This window comes from Bacillus sp. NMCC46 (assembly GCF_002998465.1).
Taxonomy (GTDB): Bacteria; Bacillota; Bacilli; order Bacillales; family Bacillaceae; genus Bacillus.
In genome coordinates, this window is record NZ_PVQZ01000010.1 from 1 (window position 1) to 20,389 (window position 20,389).

The 20,389-nt window shown below is 42.2% G+C and carries 18 protein-coding genes, 1 tRNA gene, 1 rRNA gene and 1 pseudogene; all 21 read right to left on the reverse strand.

Annotation, left to right across the window (positions count from 1 at the left end; all coding sequences use genetic code 11):
• Nucleotides 1-130 (reverse strand): 16S ribosomal RNA (locus C6Y01_RS18225); the annotation flags it as partial.
• Nucleotides 131-473: 343 nt separating this feature from the next.
• Nucleotides 474-1,973, reverse strand: a complete 1,500-nt coding sequence (lysS, locus tag C6Y01_RS18230) for a lysine--tRNA ligase (protein WP_034665772.1) — start codon at nt 1,971-1,973, stop codon at nt 474-476.
• Between the two features lie 90 nt (nt 1,974-2,063).
• Nucleotides 2,064-3,065 (reverse strand): tRNA dihydrouridine synthase DusB, encoded by a 1,002-nt coding sequence (gene dusB, locus C6Y01_RS18235; RefSeq protein ID WP_034665771.1) that lies wholly within the window; start codon nt 3,063-3,065, stop codon nt 2,064-2,066.
• Nucleotides 3,058-3,291 carry a helix-turn-helix domain-containing protein gene (locus C6Y01_RS18240; protein ID WP_034665770.1) on the reverse strand — a complete coding sequence of 78 codons (234 nt, stop codon included), beginning with the start codon at nt 3,289-3,291 and terminating at the stop codon, nt 3,058-3,060. The genes dusB and C6Y01_RS18240 overlap by 8 nt, the downstream gene beginning before the upstream one ends.
• Nucleotides 3,243-3,746, reverse strand: a complete 504-nt coding sequence (gene folK / locus C6Y01_RS18245; protein ID WP_034665768.1) for a 2-amino-4-hydroxy-6-hydroxymethyldihydropteridine diphosphokinase — start codon at nt 3,744-3,746, stop codon at nt 3,243-3,245. The genes C6Y01_RS18240 and folK overlap by 49 nt, the downstream gene beginning before the upstream one ends.
• Nucleotides 3,743-4,105 carry a dihydroneopterin aldolase gene (gene folB / locus C6Y01_RS18250; protein WP_034665765.1) on the reverse strand — a complete coding sequence of 121 codons (363 nt, stop codon included), beginning with the start codon at nt 4,103-4,105 and terminating at the stop codon, nt 3,743-3,745. The genes folK and folB overlap by 4 nt, the downstream gene beginning before the upstream one ends.
• Nucleotides 4,098-4,955, reverse strand: coding sequence for a dihydropteroate synthase (gene folP / locus C6Y01_RS18255; RefSeq protein ID WP_034665762.1), 858 nt, complete (start codon nt 4,953-4,955; stop codon nt 4,098-4,100). Before folP ends, folB begins: the two co-directional genes overlap by 8 nt.
• Nucleotides 4,956-4,964: 9 nt before the next feature.
• Nucleotides 4,965-5,813: an aminodeoxychorismate lyase gene (gene pabC / locus C6Y01_RS18260; protein WP_106038592.1), complete on the reverse strand. Its 849-nt coding sequence runs from the start codon at nt 5,811-5,813 to the stop codon at nt 4,965-4,967.
• On the reverse strand, nt 5,810-6,403 hold the full coding sequence (gene pabA / locus C6Y01_RS18265) for an aminodeoxychorismate/anthranilate synthase component II (protein WP_003217897.1): 594 nt from the start codon (nt 6,401-6,403) through the stop codon (nt 5,810-5,812). The genes pabC and pabA overlap by 4 nt, the downstream gene beginning before the upstream one ends.
• Nucleotides 6,404-6,416: 13 nt before the next feature.
• A complete protein-coding gene (gene pabB / locus C6Y01_RS18270; protein ID WP_034665756.1) occupies nt 6,417-7,835 on the reverse strand; it encodes an aminodeoxychorismate synthase, component I in 1,419 nt (472 codons plus the stop codon).
• Nucleotides 7,836-7,959: 124 nt separating this feature from the next.
• The gene (gene cysK, locus C6Y01_RS18275) at nt 7,960-8,883 is read right to left on the reverse strand and encodes a cysteine synthase A (protein ID WP_012008673.1); all 924 of its coding nucleotides are present in this window, start codon (nt 8,881-8,883) and stop codon (nt 7,960-7,962) included.
• Nucleotides 8,884-8,960: 77 nt separating this feature from the next.
• The gene (locus C6Y01_RS18280; protein WP_106038593.1) at nt 8,961-9,869 is read right to left on the reverse strand and encodes a peptidyl-prolyl cis-trans isomerase; all 909 of its coding nucleotides are present in this window, start codon (nt 9,867-9,869) and stop codon (nt 8,961-8,963) included.
• Between the two features lie 46 nt (nt 9,870-9,915).
• Nucleotides 9,916-10,791, reverse strand: coding sequence for an Hsp33 family molecular chaperone HslO (gene hslO / locus C6Y01_RS18285; protein WP_012008671.1), 876 nt, complete (start codon nt 10,789-10,791; stop codon nt 9,916-9,918).
• Nucleotides 10,792-10,806: 15 nt separating this feature from the next.
• Nucleotides 10,807-11,583, reverse strand: a complete 777-nt coding sequence (locus C6Y01_RS18290; protein ID WP_060595364.1) for a type III pantothenate kinase — start codon at nt 11,581-11,583, stop codon at nt 10,807-10,809.
• Between the two features lie 162 nt (nt 11,584-11,745).
• Entirely contained in the window at nt 11,746-13,650 is a 1,905-nt protein-coding gene (gene ftsH, locus C6Y01_RS18295) for an ATP-dependent zinc metalloprotease FtsH (protein WP_034665747.1), read from the reverse strand.
• Nucleotides 13,651-13,745: 95 nt separating this feature from the next.
• Nucleotides 13,746-14,285: a hypoxanthine phosphoribosyltransferase gene (gene hpt, locus C6Y01_RS18300; protein WP_003217950.1), complete on the reverse strand. Its 540-nt coding sequence runs from the start codon at nt 14,283-14,285 to the stop codon at nt 13,746-13,748.
• A pseudogene (gene tilS / locus C6Y01_RS18305) lies at nt 14,282-15,704 on the reverse strand (tRNA lysidine(34) synthetase TilS). Before tilS ends, hpt begins: the two are co-directional and overlap by 4 nt.
• 96 nt (nt 15,705-15,800) lie before the next feature.
• Nucleotides 15,801-16,808 (reverse strand): protein kinase domain-containing protein, encoded by a 1,008-nt coding sequence (locus C6Y01_RS18310; RefSeq protein ID WP_106038594.1) that lies wholly within the window; start codon nt 16,806-16,808, stop codon nt 15,801-15,803.
• Nucleotides 16,792-17,529, reverse strand: coding sequence for a vWA domain-containing protein (locus tag C6Y01_RS18315; RefSeq protein WP_106038595.1), 738 nt, complete (start codon nt 17,527-17,529; stop codon nt 16,792-16,794). Before C6Y01_RS18315 ends, C6Y01_RS18310 begins: the two co-directional genes overlap by 17 nt.
• A gap of 77 nt (nt 17,530-17,606) precedes the next feature.
• Nucleotides 17,607-20,090 carry a stage II sporulation protein E gene (spoIIE, locus tag C6Y01_RS18320; protein ID WP_095286202.1) on the reverse strand — a complete coding sequence of 828 codons (2,484 nt, stop codon included), beginning with the start codon at nt 20,088-20,090 and terminating at the stop codon, nt 17,607-17,609.
• A 203-nt stretch (nt 20,091-20,293) separates the two neighbouring features.
• Nucleotides 20,294-20,365 (reverse strand) — tRNA-Glu (locus C6Y01_RS18325).
• Between the last annotated feature and the right edge of the window lie 24 nt (nt 20,366-20,389).

The following is a 20,389-nucleotide window of genomic DNA, read 5'->3' on the forward strand; positions in this document are numbered from 1 at the left end:
AGGTTACCCACGTGTTACTCACCCGTCCGCCGCTAACATCCGGGAGCAAGCTCCCTTCTGTCCGCTCGACTTGCATGTATTAGGCACGCCGCCAGCGTTCGTCCTGAGCCAGGATCAAACTCTCCGAAAAAGTACAAAACCGAAGTTTTGTTTTTCGTCAGTGTTTGACTGACTACCTATGATGTATCATAGGATTTTTTTATAAAAACTCGAATTAACAGGTACGTTTTGTCTTGTTTAGTTTTCAAAGATCATTTTCGTTATCGCTCGTAAGCGACTTTAATATCTTAACATTTCGTATCGGTTAAAGTCAAGAACTTTTTTCAATTTCTTTTTTAACCTCGTTGCTGTTTTGCGGCAACGAATAATAATATACCATCTTGATTCTTTCCTTGCAATAGTTTTTTTAAAAAAAGTTTCATTTTATGAAAAATAAAAAGCACCATAGTTAAAATGGCGCTTTGAGTGATGTATTAACGGTTTCTCATTTGTGGGAAAAGCAGTACATCTCTGATTGATGGAGAATTTGTTAATAGCATGATTAACCGGTCGATACCGATTCCTAGACCGCCTGTTGGAGGCATACCATATTCTAATGCTTCAACAAAATCGTCATCCATTAGATGCGCTTCGTCATTCCCTTCTTCACGTTCTTTTAATTGAGCTTCGAATCGTTCTCTTTGATCGATTGGATCGTTAAGCTCTGTGAATGCATTAGCATGCTCACGGCGTACGATAAATAGTTCAAAGCGATCAGTGAAGCGAGGGTCTTCAGGATTTTTCTTAGCTAATGGAGAAATCTCCACTGGGTGTCCGTAAATAAATGTAGGCTGAACCAATGTTTCTTCTACTTTTTGCTCGAAGAACTCATTGATGATATGACCTACTGTCATGTTTTTCGTGATTTCAATTCCGTGATCAGCGGCATGCTGCTTCGCTTCTTCAACAGACATCTCCTGCCAGAAGTCTACACCAGTTGCTTCTTTGACCGCTTCAACCATATGGAGTCTCTTCCATTCAGGCTTGAGATCAATTTCATCTTCTCCATATTGAATAGTGGTTGTTCCTAGTACCTCTTCGGCAATATGAGCAATCAGGTTTTCAGTTAGGTTCATGATGTCTTTGTAATCTGCGTAAGCTTCGTACAGCTCGATCATAGTGAATTCTGGGTTATGACGAGTTGATACACCTTCGTTACGGAATACACGGCCAATCTCGTATACTTTCTCTAGACCACCGACAATCAGGCGTTTTAAGTGCAGTTCAATCGCAATACGCATATAAAGCGGCATATCCAGTGCATTGTGATGAGTAATGAAAGGACGTGCTGATGCACCACCAGGGATGCTGTGCATTGTTGGTGTTTCAACTTCTAGGTATCCTTTAGAATCTAAGTATCTTCTCATGGATTGAATGATCTTGCTTCGCATGATGAACGTCTGCTTACTTTCTGGATTTACAATCAGGTCAAGGTAGCGCTGACGATAACGTTGTTCAACATCTTTGAGTCCATGATATTTATCAGGAAGCGGGCGAAGTGCTTTTGTGAGAACCTCAAAGCTAGTCGCTTTAATAGAAAGTTCTCCTACGTTCGTTTTAAATACCATTCCTGTTACACCGATGATATCGCCTAGGTCTGAGCTTTTGAATAACTCGTAAGCTTCTTCTCCTACACTATCTTTACGAACGTATATTTGAATTTGTCCTTCTAAGTCTTGTATATGCGCAAAGCCAGCTTTCCCTTTTCCTCGCTTTGTCATCATACGTCCAGCGATTGTCACTTGGGCAGACTTTTCTTCTAAGTCTTCTTTAGAAAACTCATCAAATTCAGCGATAATTTGTGCGGATTGATGAGAACGGTCATATCGTTCACCGAATGGATCGATACCCTCTTCTCTCATTTTATTCATTTTGTCACGTCTGACCTGGAATTGGTCATTTAATTCTTCGTTATTAAGCCCTTCATTACTCATTTATATCACTCCAATAATTTATTTTGCAGAGAAAAGCAGAAAAACTGCCAGTACATGCACTAGCAGTGAGCTACAAAAAGAAAGATAGTCTTATCCTACTTTTATACTTTGAAGCTCTTTTGCCTCGGCTTCGATCGTAAAGTCATCAAGAACTTGTACAAGCTCCGCTCTCGTTTCACTTTGATTGATTTGATTTCTTACGTCCGCATTGCCTCGGACACCTTTTAAGTACCATGCTGCGTGCTTTCTCATTTCTCTGACAGCCACGTGTTCGCCTTTTAGGTCAATGAGTCTGTCTAAGTGAAGTTTGCACACTGACATCTTCTCACGTACATTTGGCTCTTCTTTTAGTTCACCCGTTTCTAAATAATGAACCGTTCGATAGATCATCCACGGGTTTCCTAGCGCGGCTCTTCCGATCATGACAGCATCTACACCCGTTTCATCAAGCATTCGTTTTGCATCTTGAGGGGTTTTGACATCTCCATTGCCGATGACAGGAATGGAAACAGATTGTTTGACCTCTTTTATAATATCCCAATTCGCTGTTCCTTCGTACATCTGCACACGTGTCCGTCCGTGAAGCGCAACCGCTTGTCCACCTGCTCGTTCAACAGCACGGGCATTGTCGATAGCGAAGATATGATCTTCGTCCCAGCCCATTCTCATTTTCACCGTAACAGGTTTATCTACAGCATCTACAACAGCAGAGACCATTTCATAAATCTTGTTTGGATCAAGCAGCCATTTCGCTCCTGCATCACATTTCGTAATCTTCGGTACAGGACAGCCCATGTTAATATCAATAATGTCCGCTGTGGTGTTCTGGTCTACAAACTTTGCCGCTTCGACGAGTGTGTCTTTTTCACCTCCAAATATCTGAAGGCTCAAAGGCTTTTCCCGTTCATCAATGTATAGCATACCCATTGTTCTTGCATTGTTGATCAGGATCGCCTTGTCACTGACCATTTCAGCGCAGACTAAACCCGCTCCAAACTCTTTAACTGTCAGTCTGAAGGCAGAGTTGCACACACCAGCCATAGGCGCGAGCACCACTTTGTTTTTAATGTCGATATCTCCGATTTTAAACATCATTTCCCCTCCTTCCTTCTTCAAGAATTGGCGAAAGTTCTTCCACCGTTATATTTAAAGCATCTGCTATTTGACCAACCAATTGGTTTGTTGGTAATCGATTGCCTCGCTCAATTTCTCCTAAGACAGAGACAGAGATGCCTAGTCTTTTCGCGAACCCTTCCTGAGTATACCCTTTTAGCTTTCGGTATGCACGAATTCTTCTACCCCACATGTCTTTTTCCATATGCTTACACCTTCTTGGTCTGTTACGGCATTTATTTGTACTTCGCCGATTTCTGGGCAAATCTCACTCATCGGAACAAGAACGAATAAACGTTCGTACATTCTAGGATGTGGTACTACAAGCTGTTCTGTTTCAATATTTTCACGATTATAAAGTAAAATGTCAAGGTCAGCCGTTCGCGGTCCCCATCTCACTTCTCTTGTTCTGCCTAACTCTTGCTCGATTTTCTGAGTAAGTGCCAGTAGTTCATTTGGACGAAGCGAAGTGGAAATTTTCACAGCCATATTTAAAAAGTCATCTTGGTTTTCGTAACCTACAGGTGTTGTTTCATATATAGAGGAGATCAATTCTACTTGAACCTCTGGATGTTCGTGCAGTTTTTTGACAGCTTCTTTTAAATAGGTTTCCTTTTTACCTATGTTCGATCCTAAAGCGATGTATGCAGTATTGTTCATGTGCGTGATCTCGTCATTTCAATTGCAACGGACTGATAGTGTCCTGGAATTGGCGGATCTGGTTTGATTACCTTTACTGTACATTCCTGAACTGTCGGAAAGTCCTTTAACACTTGGTTCGCAATTCTTTCTGTCAGTGTTTCAACGAGGTTGACTGATTCACCTTCTACAATGCTTTTGCAGATTTGGTAGAGCTCTGCATAATTAATGGTCTCATTGAGGTCATCAGTTTGCCCGGCTTTACTTAAATCAAGTGAAGCTGTTAAATCCACACGGAATCGCTGTCCTAATTTATTTTCTTCTGCAAATACGCCGTGGTAGCCGTAAAATTCCATTCCATTTACATATACTTTATCGATGATAAGCGCCTCCCTTATTCAGCATGGCATCCATCATTTTTGCCATTCTTGCGATTTCTTTTACATCATGTACGCGAACCATCGCACTGCCTTTTTGAATCCCAAGGCAGACCGTAGCCCCCGTTCCTTCCGTACGTTCTTCAGGCGGCAGGTCTAAGACAGCTCCGATGAATCGTTTTCGAGATGTAGCTAAGAGCAGTGGATAACCAAGGTGACAAAAATGTTCGAGCTCATTCATGACCATCAGGTTGTCCTCTTTATTTTTCGCAAAACCTACACCTGGATCTAATATGATCATGTCATCACGGACACCCGCTTGTTTCGCAATTTGAACACTTTCTTTCAAATCTGCGATCATATCTGAAATCAGATGTGTGTAGTTTCGCTCTGGCCGATTGTGCATTAAAATAATCGGCACATTGTGCTTCGCTGCCACATGCGCCATTTGAGGATCTGCCTTCGCTCCCCATACATCATTAATGATGGAAGCTCCAGCTTTCACCGCTTCATCTGCAACATGGGCTTTATACGTATCAATGGAAATCGGTACATCCAATTCTTTAGTGATCTTTTCAATGACGGGAATGACTCTTGAAAGCTCCTCTTGTTCTGAGACAAGTGCCGCTCCTGGGCGAGTCGATTCTCCGCCAATATCAATCATATGCGCCCCGTCTTCTATCAGCTGTGCTGCATGAGCCAGCGCTTTATCCACTTGATTAAACTTTCCTCCATCTGAAAAAGAGTCAGGTGTGACATTTAAAATGCCCATGACCAATGTCTTTTCTTCATAACTAAGGGTGTGGTGCTTGGCTTGTATGATTTTAGGCTGTTTTATCACTTGTTGTGTCATTGTGTCCACCTACTCTTTATGATCTAGACGTTCTTTTGTATATTGCGTTCTCAACTTTGTTGAGATGATCCGGCTGTTTTGAGGCAAGGAAATTTCTCCTATACTGCTGAAGGGCACAATCCCCTGAACAGAATTGGTCATCCATGCCTCATCAGCTGATAGCAATTGCGAGACTGGGTATCGCCCTACTTTTAGTGAAGTCCCCATAGCTTGAAGCGTTTCAATACAATATCGGCGAGTGACTCCATTTAAAATTCCTGTATCAAGTGACGGTGTATAGATCACATCACCTTTTCGCCAAAATATATTGGAGGTAATTCCTTCTGCCACATCATTTTCTTTTGTTAAAAAGATGCCTTCTAACGATGCATCATTTCCCACTTCTCTTTTAGCCAGCAGGTTGTTCATATAATGATGAGACTTGAGGCGCCTTGGACCTTCCGGCGTATTTCTCCTCGTTTGAAGAATGACTCCCTGCTTCTCGTCTAAAACAGATTCGGGCCGGAATGGAGAGATCATGACAAAAACGACAGGCTCTTCATAAGAATCTGCAGAAAATCCATTGCCTCTGCCCGCAGAAACATTGAAGCGAATTCTCGCATGACCACCGGCTATTCCGTTTTTATTTAGTAAGGTATGAATGATGTCGAGTACAAATGGTTTCTCTATTGTGGATTCGATGCAAAGGTCACGCAATGATTGATTGAGCCTTTCAAGGTGCCAATCTAACAGAAAGACTTGTCCTGCCAGGCTGGTAAATGTTTCGAATACACCGATGCCATATAGAAAACCATGATCAAAAGGAGAAAGAGTCGCGTCTTTCTCCTCTATATACTGACCGTTCAGATAAATGATCATGCGTTTACTTCATGCCCCTTTTTACGATAGGTTTCAATGAAATTTTTAAGCATTTCTTTTCCGAAGGACGTCATAATCGATTCAGGATGAAACTGTACACTTTCAATTGGCAGCTCTTTATGGCGAATGGCCATGAGCTCGCCTTCCTTTGTGCTGGCTGTTGCGTCAAAGCACTCCGGCAGCGTCTCGTTTTTGACAATTAATGAATGATATCTCGTTGCGACAAGCGGATTTTGGAGTCCAGTGAAGACGCCTTTTCCGTCATGTGCAATCTCTGACGTTTTACCGTGCATTAAGCGCTCTGCACGAACGACATCCCCGCCAAAGACTTGCGCAATGGATTGATGACCTAGACACACACCAAAGATCGGAATACTTCCCGCAAAGTGCTTGATCGCCTCCATACTAATTCCCGCTTCATCAGGACTGCATGGCCCTGGAGAAATCATGAGAAAATCTGGTTTAAGCTCTTCGATTTCTTGAATGGTTACTTGATCATTCCGTTTCACGATCAATTCTTCTCCAAGCTCACCTAAATACTGGACCAGGTTGTACGTAAATGAATCATAATTATCAATCATTAATATCATGCTCTGCTCACCTCTAACTCAAAATAGTCTCTTCTTTGCTCAACTGTAATGCTTTTTTTACTGCATAGGCTTTTTTAATCGATTCTTTGTATTCGTGCTTTGGTACAGAATCGATGACGATCCCAGCACCCGACTGCATAAAGGCTTTGCCTTCAGTACAATACGCCGTACGAATGACGATGTTAAAGTGCATATCTTGATTGAATCCAAACCAGCCTATAGATCCAGTATAAAGCCCACGCCTTGTCGGCTCAAGCTCTTCTATGATTTCCATTGTTCTCACCTTTGGAGCACCTGTAATTGTTCCGCCTGGGAATACAGCTCTCATGACATCTACTGCATCACAATCATCACGCAGTTCCCCTTGTACGTTGGATACAATGTGCATCACGTGTGAATATTTCTCAATCGCCATAAATTCGTTCACTTTTACTGAGCCATAAGTAGACACGCGTCCAAGGTCATTCCGCTCAAGATCCACGAGCATCACATGCTCTGCGCGTTCTTTTTCATTTTCAATGAGCTCTTTTGCCAGCGCTTGATCCTCAGCGTCGTCTTTGCCTCTTGATCTTGTACCCGCAATCGGTCTTGTTTCTAATTGATTCCCCTTTTTCTTAATAAGCAGCTCTGGAGATCCACAAACAATCTGGAAATCAGGCGTGTGCAGATAAGACATATACGGAGATGGATTGACTTGACGTAACGTTTTGTATAAATCATACGGATGTGTGTGGAGCTGTTCATCTTGTCTGATGGATAAATTCACTTGGAACACATCACCGCTTGCGATATATTGCTTAATTTTCTCTACTGCTTCTCCAAAGGTTTCTTCGGTAAACGGTGCTGCTGGTACAAATTCTGCAGAAGATTCATGAACAGGAGATTGCGCTGATTCTTCTGAAGAGCTTGTCCACTTTCGCTTCAAATCTTCGAGTCTTTGATGAGTGTCACTCACAGGTTCCGTTCCTTCTGTGTGAGTGATCAGCCACAGCACGTTTTCTTCATGATCAAAGACCGCAACATCATTAAATACGAGAAAATAAAGATCAGGTGTTTTCAGGTCATCAATGGACAGCATTTTAAAATGCTCGATATATCTTGCATAATCATAGCTTAAAAATCCAATCGCCCCGCCTTGAAAATCAGGATATTCCTCATTCATTTCGGTTTGAAGGGTTTGGAACCAATCCGTAAACGCTCTGAATGGATCGCCTTCTTTGAACAGCACCTCATCTTGATAATGGATGGTTGTCATCCCGTCTTTCCCCTTCGCTTTAGCGATCGGGTCAATGCCAGCAATGCTGTATGAACCGCCGCGAGCACTTTCAAGAAGAACATGGTGTGTTTCGCCAGCAGTTAATTGTTCGTATCTTTTCAGGAAAGCATCTTTCGTAAAAGGAATTTTGATGCCCATCGGCCTGCGTTGTGTCATGTTATCATCCTTTTTCATTTTCATTAATCTTATTGTAATGCAATCCAATTTATTTAGAAAATAGTATTTGCTTTCCATCTACAGATTTCATAAAAAAACCCCAGCAAATGCTGGGGTAATTGGTTTAATCGAATTGATAAAGAGGTGTACTGAGGTAACGCTCCCCATTACTTGGGATGATTGCCAGAACCTTTTTCCCTTTACCAAGCTTCTTCGCTGTTTGAAGTGCTGCGTAAATAGCTGCTCCTGAAGAAATACCGCCAAGGATCCCTTCCTCTTTCGCTGCTTTTCTTGCAAGCTCAAATGCATCTTCGTTTTTCACTTGGATAATACCGTCATATACTTCCGTGTTCAAGATTGAAGGGATAAAACCTGCTCCTATCCCTTGGATTTTATGCGGGCCTGGCTTTCCGCCTGATAATACAGGAGAATCTGTCGGCTCTACCGCATAAAGCTGAATCGATGGGATGGCTTCTTTTAAGACTTCACCAGCACCCGTAATCGTGCCGCCCGTACCAACACCTGCAATAAATGCATCAAGCTCGCCGTCAAACTGTTCAAGAATTTCTTTTCCTGTAGTACGACGGTGAATCTCCGCATTGGCTTCGTTGCTAAATTGCTGAGGCATGAAGTAACCATGCTCTTCTGCCAATTCTTCTGCCTTTTTGATGGCACCTTTCATTCCTTCTGCACCTGGTGTTAATACAAGCTCTGCACCATAAGCGCGTAAAAGGTTGCGGCGCTCCTGACTCATTGTGTCTGGCATCACTAGAATTGCGTTAATTCCTTTAGCTGCCGCTACCATCGCAAGACCGATCCCTGTGTTTCCGCTTGTTGGTTCGATGAGCGTGTCGCCGGCTTTTAAAGTACCTTTCGCTTCAGCATCTTCGATCATCGCTAACGCAATACGATCTTTTACACTGCTGCCCGGGTTCATATATTCAAGTTTCAAGTAGACATCCGCACTGTCTTCATCTACTAAACGGTTTAATTTAACGACTGGTGTATTTCCTATTAGTTCAAAAACTGAATTTGCAATACGAGCCATCACTAACACCTCTATCTCCGAGTAATTTTATTGTATTAATATTAAATTATCAATTTCAAAAAATTTTGTCAATGCTTTTAGTCCTGCTCGCCATCGTAAAACCATGTGACTTTTGCTTCTTTCCACAGGGTTTTGACATTCGCCTTTTCACCTAGGTCTTCCATGGCAATCTGCCTTTTGATCTGATCTTTGACTTCTTCATAAGAGAAGGAGCGGCCATCTAATTTTTCTTTTAGTTGAATAATGGCATACCCGTTTTTGGTCTCGATCGGTTCTTTTGTCCATTCGTCTGGCTGAAGCTTTTGAGCTTCCTGTATGTATAGGGCTGGGATATTTTCTTGTTCTTCTGTCACAAACCCAAGATCTCCGCCATATGGAGAGGTGTAGCGGTCAATGGAGCGTTCAGCTGCCACCGCTTCGAAGCTAGATCCGCCTTTAAGATCCTTCAATACATTTTCAGCTTCGCCTTTTGTCTTCACGACGATATGACGAATACGGTATGAATCATCATATTGATATAAGTCCTTGTTTTTTTCATAAAAGGATTTCGCTTCTTTTTCAGAAACAACAGCATCTCTCGTTAAAAGCTGCTCTAATAAAATTTGATAACGAATCTGTTCTTTCCATTCCTTTTCACTTGTATGTCCATCTTCGTAGAAATTATTAGATACCGCTTTAAGCATGAGCAATTCACGATTGATCTCTTTTGAAGACACCTCAAGCTTGTTTTCTTTCGCAAGCTGATTGACCACCTTCTGATTAATCATTTGCTCAAGTGTTGCCTTGCCATAGCGGTCTTCCATCTTCTTTAACCATTCTTGACGCGTCACCTTCTCTTTTCCAATCGACGCAATTTCTTCACCGCTCTTCCCATTTGAAGAAGCCTGTGACATTTGCGACTTTGTTAATACATATGCAATGACAACGGCATTGATCATAAGCAACACGAGGATAAATGTCCATACCACTCTTGCTTTTAGTCTCATTTTTCGTCTCCTTTCCATTCTAAAAAGAAAACCCGCTGCTTAGAGCTTAGCGGGTTATTTCTTCACGCAGCTCTTCTAGCTCTTCTTTTGTAAATACATACGTTTCGTTACAAAAATGGCATTGAGCTTCTGCTTGTCCGTCTTGTTCAATCATGTCGTCAATTTCGGCTTTCCCTAGGCTGATAATGCCATTAGCAAAACGTTCTTTTGAGCAGTTACAAGAGAATTCGACAGGTACAGTTTCTAAAATTTGAGGTTTTTCTCCGAGTACTTCTTCTAAAATTTCTTCTGGTGTCATCCCTTTTTCAATGAGTTTAGAAATGGGTTCAATGGTTGAGAGCCGCTTTTCTAATCTTTCGATGACAGCATCTTCTGTTCCAGGCAGCAATTGAATGATGAAACCGCCTGCTGCAAGGATCGAGTTATCTGGATTGACCAGAACCCCTACGCCTACAGAGGAAGGCACTTGCTCAGAAGAGACAAGATAATAAGTGAAGTCGTCTCCAATTTCACCTGAGACGATCTCCGTTTGTCCTGTAAAGTGATCTTTCAGTCCGATATCTTTGACAACACTCAACGTTCCAGATGTCCCGACTGCACGTCTGACATCCAGCTTGCCATGTTCATTTAAGTCAAAGTGGACTTGTGGGTTTGAGACATATCCGCGCACCTGACCTTTTGCGTTTCCATCAGCAATGATGGCACCGATTGGTCCACCGCCTTCAATTTTGACCGTTAGCTTATTTTCGCCTTTCAGCATAGCACCCATCATGACTGTAGCTGTCATTGTTCTGCCAATCGCTGCTGATGCTGTTGGCCATGTATGGTGTCTTCTTTGTGCTTCATTGATTGTATCTGTTGTGTTTGCAGCATATGCTCGGACTTTTCCGTCATATGCTAACGCTTTAACTAAGTAATCCATTCGATTTTAAACCTCCTATAGTACACCGACACGATTACGCTCATAAATGAGTTGAAGTCCTTTTAATGTTAAGAACGGATCGACAATATCAATGCAGTCTGATTCATTTCCAATCAATGTCGACAAACCGCCTGTTGCAATGACTTTCGGTGTTTGTTTCGCTTGCTGCTTCATCCGTTTCACTATTCCCTCGACTTGCCCAACATATCCATAAAGGATGCCGGATTGCATCGCACTAATGGTGTTTTTTCCAACAATGTGATCTGGACGGACAATTTCAATTCTCGGCAGCTTCGCCGCTCTTGTATATAAAGCCTCTGTTGAGATGGTAATACCAGGTGCAATTGCCCCACCCATGTATTGTTTTTGTTCATTGATATAGCAGTAGGTTGTCGCTGTGCCAAAGTCTACCACAATGAGAGGTGCCCCATATAGGTGAATCGCCGCTACTGCATTCACAATTCGATCAGCCCCGACTTCCTTTGGATTGTCACACATAATGTTTAATCCAGTCTTCATTCCAGGCCCTACAATTTGGGGTGTTAAGTGAAAGTACTTCTCGCACATTCTTTCTAGTGCAAACATCATTGGCGGGACAACAGACGAGATGATAATTCCTTCTATTTGATCAAACATCAGCCCCACATAATCAAATAAAGACCTGATAGCCATACCAAATTCGTCTTCTGTTTTATGACGGCTTGTTTCAATTCGCCAATGGTAGTTTAGATCGCCGTTATGATAAACACCTAAAACGGTATTTGTGTTTCCTACATCTATCACGAGTAACAACTTCATCACCACTTTGAATAGTTTCTCAAAAAGAGCATTTTTCGACTTTCTATCATACCATACACGAATTGAGTTCCATTTGTAAACAATTCGAAACCGATCCATTCATGAATCGAAATAAAAAAAGCTGCCGGTGATCCCGGCAGCTTTCACAGAAGGAGATTAGATCTCCTCATCTTCTTCTTTTTTCTTGATGTTCACTTTCACATCATCGTTTTTCTCTTCGTCATCTGCGTATATACGCTCTGGAAGCTTTCCAGTTTCGTAAAGAGATTTAATTTGCTCAGCATCTAATGTTTCAACTTCTAGAAGGGCTTGTGCGATAATTTCTAGCTTATCTTTGTTCTCAGTGAGAATTTGTTTCGCACGTTCGTAGCTGTCCTTGATGAAACGCTGAATTTCTTGGTCAATCTCGTAAGCAATGGCTTCACTATAATTCGGCTCGTTGTTAAAGTCACGGCCTAGGAACACTTGACCACCTTGTGCTTGACCGAACTGAAGCGGACCAAGCTTATCAGACATACCGAACTCAGTAACCATTTTTCTTGCAATGCCTGTTGCACGCTGGAAGTCGTTGTGAGCGCCTGTGCTTACTTCACCAAACGTAATTTCCTCTGCAACACGACCGCCGAGCAAGCCGACAATTTTATCAAGAAGCTCTGGCTTCGTTTGGAAATAACGGTCTTCTCTTGGAAGCATGACCGCATATCCGCCTGCCTGACCACGAGGAACGATCGTTACTTTATGCACCATGTCCGCTTCGTCTAGGATAAGTCCAATCACAGTATGACCTGCTTCATGGTAAGCCACGATATTACGTTCTTTCTTCGAAATGACGCGGCTTTTCTTCGCCGGTCCAGCGATGACACGGTCAGTCGCTTCGTCGATATCACGCATATCGATTTTCTTTTTGTTATGACGGGCAGCAACTAGCGCTGCTTCGTTTAGTAAGTTCTCAAGATCTGCTCCAGAGAACCCAGGTGTTCTGCTTGCAATGGCTTTCAAGTTGACTGTATCATCAAGCGGTTTGTTTTTCGCATGAACCTTCAGTACTTCTTCACGACCAATGACATCTGGTCGGTCAACCGTAATTTGACGGTCAAAACGTCCCGGACGCAGCAATGCAGGATCTAGGATATCTGCACGGTTCGTCGCAGCAATGATAATAATACCTTCGTTCGCACTAAAACCATCCATTTCAACAAGAAGCTGGTTAAGCGTTTGTTCACGCTCGTCATGACCACCGCCAAGACCGGCTCCACGCTGACGACCCACTGCATCAATCTCATCAATAAAGATTAAGCAAGGTGCATTCTTTTTCGCATTTTCGAATAAATCACGTACACGTGATGCACCGACACCGACGAACATCTCGACGAAGTCAGAACCACTGATGCTGAAGAAAGGAACGCCTGCTTCTCCTGCAGATGCTCTCGCAAGCAAAGTTTTACCTGTACCTGGAGGCCCTACTAGTAAAACCCCTTTAGGTATTCTTGCGCCAAGCTCCGCAAATTTACGTGGGTCCTTTAGGAATTCAACCACTTCTACAAGCTCTTGCTTTTCTTCATCTGCACCGGCAACATCTTTAAATTTCACACGTTTCTTCTCTTCTGTGTAAAGCTTCGCCTTACTCTTACCAAAGTTCATAACACGGCTTCCACCGCCCTGAGCTTGGTTCAATAAGAAGAAGAACAGGATAAAGATGATGATAAACGGAATGATGGTTGTCAGAACTTGCAGCCATCCATTTGTTTCAGGTGCTGGTTCTACTTTTACATCTGTATTCTTCAGTGCACTGTAAATCTGGTCAACACCTTGACCATCTGGAACATGGGTAATAAAGTATTGATCTTTTTTCGCGCCATCTAATTGACCACGAATTTCATAAACCCCTCTTACAGGCTGAATGGAGATACTCTCCACTTTTCCCGCACTTAGATTTTGCGAAAATTTGCTGTAAGACATGTTCTCAGGCTTTTGATTAGGGGATCCTAACCAACTGACTACCCCTATCACAAGTAATAAAATAAGTATATAAAAAATCGTATTACGAAAAACCCGATTCATTCCTTACCTCCTCCCACAGTAAGCACAACTATGTTCAATAGTATCATAGAAAATCATTCCAATACAACCAATAACCTCATGTATACGTATGCTGATTAGCCTTCGTAAACAGATGGTTTTAACACTCCAATATACGGGAGGTTTCGGTAACGTTCAGCGAAATCCAATCCATAGCCGACAACAAATGCATCTGGCACTTCAAATCCAACATAATCTGCTTTGATGTCTGCTTTACGACCGCTTGGTTTATCAAGCAATGTCACAATTTTTATGGAGTTTGCTTTACGGTATCGGAAAAGCTCTACCAGATAGCTCAAAGTTAACCCACTGTCGATGATATCTTCCATAATTAAAATATCTCTTCCTTCAACAGAAGTATCAAGATCTTTAATGATCTTTACTTCTCCTGAAGATACGGTAGATTTTCCGTAGCTAGATACATCCATAAAATCAAGTTCTAAATATGTATCAATGTGTTTGATCAGGTCTGCCATGAATGGAAGAGCCCCTTTCAAAACACCAATAGCCAGGGGAAATTTACCATCATAATCGCTGGTTAATGTTGCACCCAGTTCCTTCACTTTTTGCTGGATCTCTTCTTCTGAGATCAAAACCTTTTCAATATCTTGTTTCATGCTTTTGCTTGCCCCCTACAAATTTTCATGCTGTCTATATTGTAATACAATGAGATCGCTGTTTGTCATATCAATTTCTTCAAAAACGGATTTTTTCAGACCTGGGATCCAGATGATTTGATGATCCGAGTCAGTGACGATCGGCCAGCTGTCTCTTTCTGCAAGAGGCACTTTTTTATCAATAAATATATCCTTCACCTTTTTTGATCCATTCATCCCTTTAAGTTTGATTCGATCACCATTTTTTCGTGAGCGAATGATCAAAGGGAGACGAACATGATCTTTTTGAAGCAAGAAAAAATGGTTTCCGTTCCGTGCATCCTTCGGAACATGATTTGATACCACGATAGACTGCCCATTCGGAAGGAAAAGCTCCTCTCCAAGCTCACCCTTTAAGTGAAGAGCATAAGACTGGTCTAGTACAAGCGATCGTTCAAAGGTAAACATACAGTAATCATAAGACTTGACAGCTTGTAAACCTTTTGGCAAATCTAATGATCCAGACGGTTGTTCGGTATGAGATAACCAGTCCAAAGTCCCTAGAATATGCTGGTTTGAAAACGCTGATTGAGTGTTTTCATAAAGATAGTTTAATATTAGTTGAATGCCTCTTCTTTGTAAAGGCAAAGGCAGGTCAAGCAAAGGCTTCGTTTTGATCTTAATTTGCTTAGGCGATTGATTCGTTATCACTTGGTTCATTTGTTCCTTTGTTAATGCCTGCAAATATTGCTCATCCTCAGTCAGCATGTCACTTACAAACTGAAAGCTTTCATGTACATGAGGTGCCTCTTCTTTTAACACGGGAAGAATGTGTCTTCTTATCCGGTTTCTCAAGTAGTCATCAGTGTGATTGCTTTGATCAATGACATAGGGAATATGTTCTTTTTCACAAGCTGTCAGCACGTCGTCCTTGGAATATCCAATGAGCGGCCGAATCAGCCATCCATCTTGAAAAGGACGTTTTGCTTGGATACCGGCGAGTCCTATTCCAACAGTCCCTCTCGCAAGCCTCATCATCATTGTTTCTACTTGGTCGTCTCCATGATGTGCAAGCGCTATAAATTGAGCGTTGTATTGCTCCATCAATTGACGAAAGAAAGCATATCTGCACTCCCTTGCAGCTGCCTGTTTGTTTAAGTGGTTTTCTTTTGCATATTGGGTGACCTGTATGCGGGCCGATTCAAAAGGAATCTCTTGCTCCTTGCAGTAAGCCTCAACAAATGCCAAATCAGCAAAGGATTCTTCTCCTCTGAACATGTGATCTACATGGGCTGCAATCAGCTGATAGGAACCTTTTCGACGTTTGTTTAGTTCGTGCAGTAAAAGCATGGAATCTGGTCCGCCAGAAACCCCGACAATGACTGTCGTATTTTCAAGGTAAACATCATGTTTTTTCAAAAATGATTCAATTCTATTCACAACTTCCTCCTCACAAAGAGCAGGTAATTTAAAGATATACATATCCTATCACTTTCAGTAGCTCCAAGCAAAGATGAAGCCTGCTTTTTTACAGGTCTATAGCAGGAACAAAACTACATATGCACAGTAAAGAGCAAGTACACTGCACACGATCAGAACAGTTTCAAAAAGCCCGCCTGATTTTTTGCGTACTGGTGTTCTTTTTGCTGCTGCAACTCTCGATCGTGAAGTCACCTGTTGATTTTGTTGAACAGCGGGCTTTTGCCCGTTTTTTTGCTGCTGCTTCTTTTGACTCGCTTTTCTTGAAGCGATCAGCTGTCCTTCTTTCAGCATCGCACTCTTCATAGCCGCCGCTGATTGATATTTACCTTGTAGAGCAGCCTTTAACACCCTTTCATAACGCTTTAATAAAGGATGTCCTTCAATCGCTCTGTAAAGCTGCTTTTCCGGTTCTGCTCCTTTTTTGAATTCTTTCTTATACGCACAATTCACCATCACCATACTTAAGGCAAACAGATCATAGGATGGCTCTGCCTTTCTTGTGCCGAATCCCCAATAGCCTCGATCAAAAAACTCTGTATACTCCTTGATTGCCCTGCCTGCTTTTGTCGTTCCCCCTACATCAATGCACCGGATCGCGGCTGGGGGACCTGACACGATGAGATTGTCTGGCTTCAAGTCACCAAAAATCCAGCCTTCCTGATGTAAATGAGCCAGGTTAGATAAAAGCTGAACCATTAAAACGACGATCCACTCATCACCTTTTTGTTTTACAAATTCAAGCAGTAACGGGCCTCTGACATACTCCATCACATAAAAGGAACGCTTTTGAAGCATACCGGGATAAATCGCATCATCCATATCATAAAAAGAAGGCCCCATGGTTTTCACAGGAGCCTTAGAAAAGGATTTTAATACATTGACTTCAGATGCAATGAGCATACTGTCATCACTCACTTTAAGGGCTACTTGACCATTTGGCGATTCGGCTAGATAGACAATACCGTTCGCCCCTTTTCCCAGCTCTTTTACAATGCGGTAATGATTGTGATGCCATTTCCCTTGAATCACCGTGCCTAACGGAATGTTAGAAGCCGAATTCATTATCATGCTCTTCCTTTGCTTCAAGCAGCCCTTTACGCGAACGAACTGATTTGAAATGCTGGAGTGCTTCTCGAAGCGCTGGTCCAGTTGGAGTAATTCCTCCCGTGGTCAGTTTCGGGAAAATAGATGATAACGAATCGAATCGAGGCGTCCAATTCAACACAATTTCAGCATCTGAGTTTTTCCCGGGAAATATACACATCCCAAACTGATTTTCACCAATTCTTGAATTTAAACTAATAGAGAGATCGATGAGTGCTTCTTTAACGGTCGGCAGCTTCGGTTTCATACTTGCACTTGTATCAACAAGCACAAGTACTTGAAGATGAACCGTCTCTCCTAACTCATCGACTACTTCCATCACTTCCCCACGCTTATCAGGCGGAAGCTCTTCAATTTCAGTGTCTTTGCCAAGTATTTGCTGCAATTCTTTATTCACAACACCTTGTAAGGTTTGTGTCATCGCTTTTTTTGTGACCATTTGTACCGTTTGAGATAACTGCTGGACGTAGACAACCTGATGGATGCCTCCGCCTGCGAGGGCCATCCCCTCGACTTCTTTCATCGCTTCATGATCGTGTCTGTTTTCCTCCATAATGCCAATGACATTGACTGTAATCCCTTGTTCCTTTGCCAATGAGGCAATCGCAAGTGGATCTTCCCCGTGATTTGAGCAGCCATCTGTAATCAATAAGATTTGGTTTACGTGACCTTTTCGCATCTTCATTCCTCCTGGGATCGTAACTGAATGCTTTATATTCCCATCATCGCCAGAAGAAATTCATATTATACGATATTTTAAGAAATCTCTTGTTTCTCAAGATAGAATGTACCAGTCGGAATGGATGCCCATTTTGGTGTGTTGTGATCAAGCCTGATGACAACAACCGTCATATCGTCGTCAATTTGACCCGCTCTTGTTCGAATGACCTCTTCCATTAATAAATCAGCAATCTCTTGCGGATCTTCTGTTTTAAAGCTTTTCATTTTGCGCTTCACCCACAGATCATGATTTTCAATATGCTTTGGTCCTTCAAAAATGCCATCACTCATCATAATCAGCAGATCTCCTGCCTTCATCTGTTCACTCACTACCTCCACTTCAAATTCATCAATAATCCCAATCGGTAAGTTGCTCGCTTGTACCTTCATCACCTGTTCACCTCGTTTAATAAAGCTGGGTGTTGAACCAATCTTGAGGAACTTACAGCTCGCATCCTGTAAATCAATAATTGATAAATCTAATGTAGAATAGATTTCATCCGTCGTTCGTAAAGATAAAATACTATTAATGGTTTTGATTGCCACTTTTTCATTGATACCTGACGCCAATATTTTTTCTAACAGCTTAATCGTTTCATTGCTTTCAAAATGAGCCCTTGCTCCATTGCCCATTCCATCACTAATAGCTGCGGCATATTTGCCCGCACCCAGCTCCATCATGCTGTAGCTATCCCCAGACACTAACCCTCCGCCTTTCGCTGCATGCGCTACGCCTGTAGCCACTCGATATGATTTTGCAGAGCCAAATACAACGTGGCAATAGCCTGTTGGGTGCTCTGCACACTGCTCTGCTTTGACTAAAATCTGTTCTTCTAAAATATCTGAGAGCATGGGAGCGATGATTTTTTCACATTCACCATGTCCTTGGCAATATGGGATTCTCATTTCAATATCGACATTCCCCTGCTCCAAGCTATAAATTTCTACTTGCTGAATTTCAATCCCAAAGTGCTGAAGTGCTTCTATCATCTGCTCTTCTTGAATAAAATGCTGTTCTCTTTCTCGTTTTATTTCCCGGGAAAAATCCTCCATCACTTGTGAGACCCCCATCAGCTGTTCGGCTACAAGTCGTCTGCTGTCTTGGACCTTTTTCTTCAGGGTCTGGTTGGCTTTATAGTAAGCGATCTCCTCTTCAATCAATTCCTCGACATGTTTTGATTTTGAGCAGTGCTGGCTAAATTTCTTCTTCAATTTCCGGTTATGCTCGTAGGTTTTTTCATCAGATTCATGCATAACTTGTTTCATCAGTTCATAGGTTGTATCAAAGTTCTGCACCCAGCATTTATTTTTCTTATAGCACGTTTGACAGGATCGTTCTGTGATCGTACTTAAAAAAAGATCTACATCCTCTTCCTGCTTCTTTTCTTCAGGAATGGATTCGTAAAATGTCGCAAAACTCTCAGACAGCGCATGAAATACATTAGAAAATTGGTCTACCTTTTTTGCTGTCACATCTCGTACTTTCCGGGCGTATTGCTGCTGTTCCTGTACATGCTCTACCGTACCAGGAATATATTTCGCTACCTTAGAGGTCACTGATTGTGGCGTGAGTAAGAAGAGCGCAACTGCAATAAGTGATTCATACAGCGTGGTCACGAGACCTGCTGATCCTTCTCCGTATAGGGAAATAAGTAAGGAACCCACAATTAAGCCAATGGCTGCGCCTGCTTTCTTCCCCTCTTTCAGCAGTCCCCCTAATAAGCCTGAAAAGGCAAGAAGACTCATCTGATAAAGGTTTCCGATGTTAGCGAGACCGAGAATTAATCCTGTCACGACACCCACCGTACAACCAATACTGGCTCCTCCAATAAAAGCAAAGCTCAGCACTACATAACGTGACAAAATATGCTCTGCCTGCATCCCTTGAAATGTGATGCCAGCCAGACCTGTTAAAACTGAGGCAATTAAAATCATAAAGCAAATAATTTCTTCAACCTTTAAGGAGTGTTTGATTTTCCTGACTGTAAAAATCGGCAGGCTTTGAAGGAAAATCAGTGTCAAAATGAAGGCAAGTCCTGCTTCAACACCCGCCATGACGTAATCGTAGCTTTGCACAGCACCTTGCTCTAGGTAAACAAATGCTCCTCGGGTGATCAGCATCGACAGCACAATGACAACCGGCAATGTTTTCACTGGGTCTTTGATGATGAAAGAAACCACCTTGGACATAAGGAGAAACACGATTAACGACGCAAACACAAACAATGCGTTTTGAGGTGATATCGTCATGGCTCCAGCGAGTAAAGCGAGACAAGCAAGCATGGCCTTATCTCTTTTGATAAGCAGCATGGAGCCAAAGAAAGGCAGAGCAAACGGCATAATTTCAGATAAAATAAAGGCTCGTCCTAATAAAAAACCAAGAACAACATAAATAAACCCTTTATAGAAAAAAAGAGAATGCGTGTGATGAAGAAACAGGTTTTTCATCTTTTTTAACCCTGCACTGATTCTTTCAAACCCCGCTCCTGTTAAATCAGTTCTTCTTTCTAGTTTTTCCATCTTTTCATCCCCCACCTGATATTCGTTGCTTGTCATTATAGCGAAGGTGAAAAAGAAATTTTGTCAAAAGAAGTTGTCGTTTCCATAAAACGTTCGACGCTTTATTCGTCAAAGAGGCATACTTTCATGAAAGTCGATGTCTTTCATCAGAATTTTACGAAGACACAAAAAAACAGCCTTCCTAAAGAAAGCTGTTTTGAAGATGACCCGTACGGGATTCGAACCCGTGTTACCGCCGTGAAAGGGCGGTGTCTTAACCGCTTGACCAACGGGCCTTGCTTTTATGTTCTACTAAAAAG

Coding starts and splice junctions, on each gene's coding strand:
- C6Y01_RS18240 (WP_034665770.1), bottom strand. CDS start 3,291: ATGGAAAAAGACATGTGGGGTAGAAGAATTCGTGCATACCGAAAGCTA.
- spoIIE (WP_095286202.1), bottom strand. CDS start 20,090: ATGGAAAAACTAGAAAGAAGAACTGATTTAACAGGAGCGGGGTTTGAA.
- C6Y01_RS18280 (WP_106038593.1), bottom strand. CDS start 9,869: ATGAGACTAAAAGCAAGAGTGGTATGGACATTTATCCTCGTGTTGCTT.
- hslO (WP_012008671.1), bottom strand. CDS start 10,791: ATGGATTACTTAGTTAAAGCGTTAGCATATGACGGAAAAGTCCGAGCA.
- lysS (WP_034665772.1), bottom strand. CDS start 1,973: ATGAGTAATGAAGGGCTTAATAACGAAGAATTAAATGACCAATTCCAG.
- hpt (WP_003217950.1), bottom strand. CDS start 14,285: ATGAAACAAGATATTGAAAAGGTTTTGATCTCAGAAGAAGAGATCCAG.
- pabC (WP_106038592.1), bottom strand. CDS start 5,813: ATGATCATTTATCTGAACGGTCAGTATATAGAGGAGAAAGACGCGACT.
- cysK (WP_012008673.1), bottom strand. CDS start 8,883: ATGGCTCGTATTGCAAATTCAGTTTTTGAACTAATAGGAAATACACCA.
- folK (WP_034665768.1), bottom strand. CDS start 3,746: ATGAACAATACTGCATACATCGCTTTAGGATCGAACATAGGTAAAAAG.
- C6Y01_RS18310 (WP_106038594.1), bottom strand. CDS start 16,808: ATGAATTCGGCTTCTAACATTCCGTTAGGCACGGTGATTCAAGGGAAA.
- C6Y01_RS18315 (WP_106038595.1), bottom strand. CDS start 17,529: ATGCGAAAAGGTCACGTAAACCAAATCTTATTGATTACAGATGGCTGC.
- pabB (WP_034665756.1), bottom strand. CDS start 7,835: ATGACACAACGCAGGCCGATGGGCATCAAAATTCCTTTTACGAAAGAT.
- folP (WP_034665762.1), bottom strand. CDS start 4,955: ATGACACAACAAGTGATAAAACAGCCTAAAATCATACAAGCCAAGCAC.
- pabA (WP_003217897.1), bottom strand. CDS start 6,403: ATGATATTAATGATTGATAATTATGATTCATTTACGTACAACCTGGTC.
- dusB (WP_034665771.1), bottom strand. CDS start 3,065: ATGTTTAAAATCGGAGATATCGACATTAAAAACAAAGTGGTGCTCGCG.
- ftsH (WP_034665747.1), bottom strand. CDS start 13,650: ATGAATCGGGTTTTTCGTAATACGATTTTTTATATACTTATTTTATTA.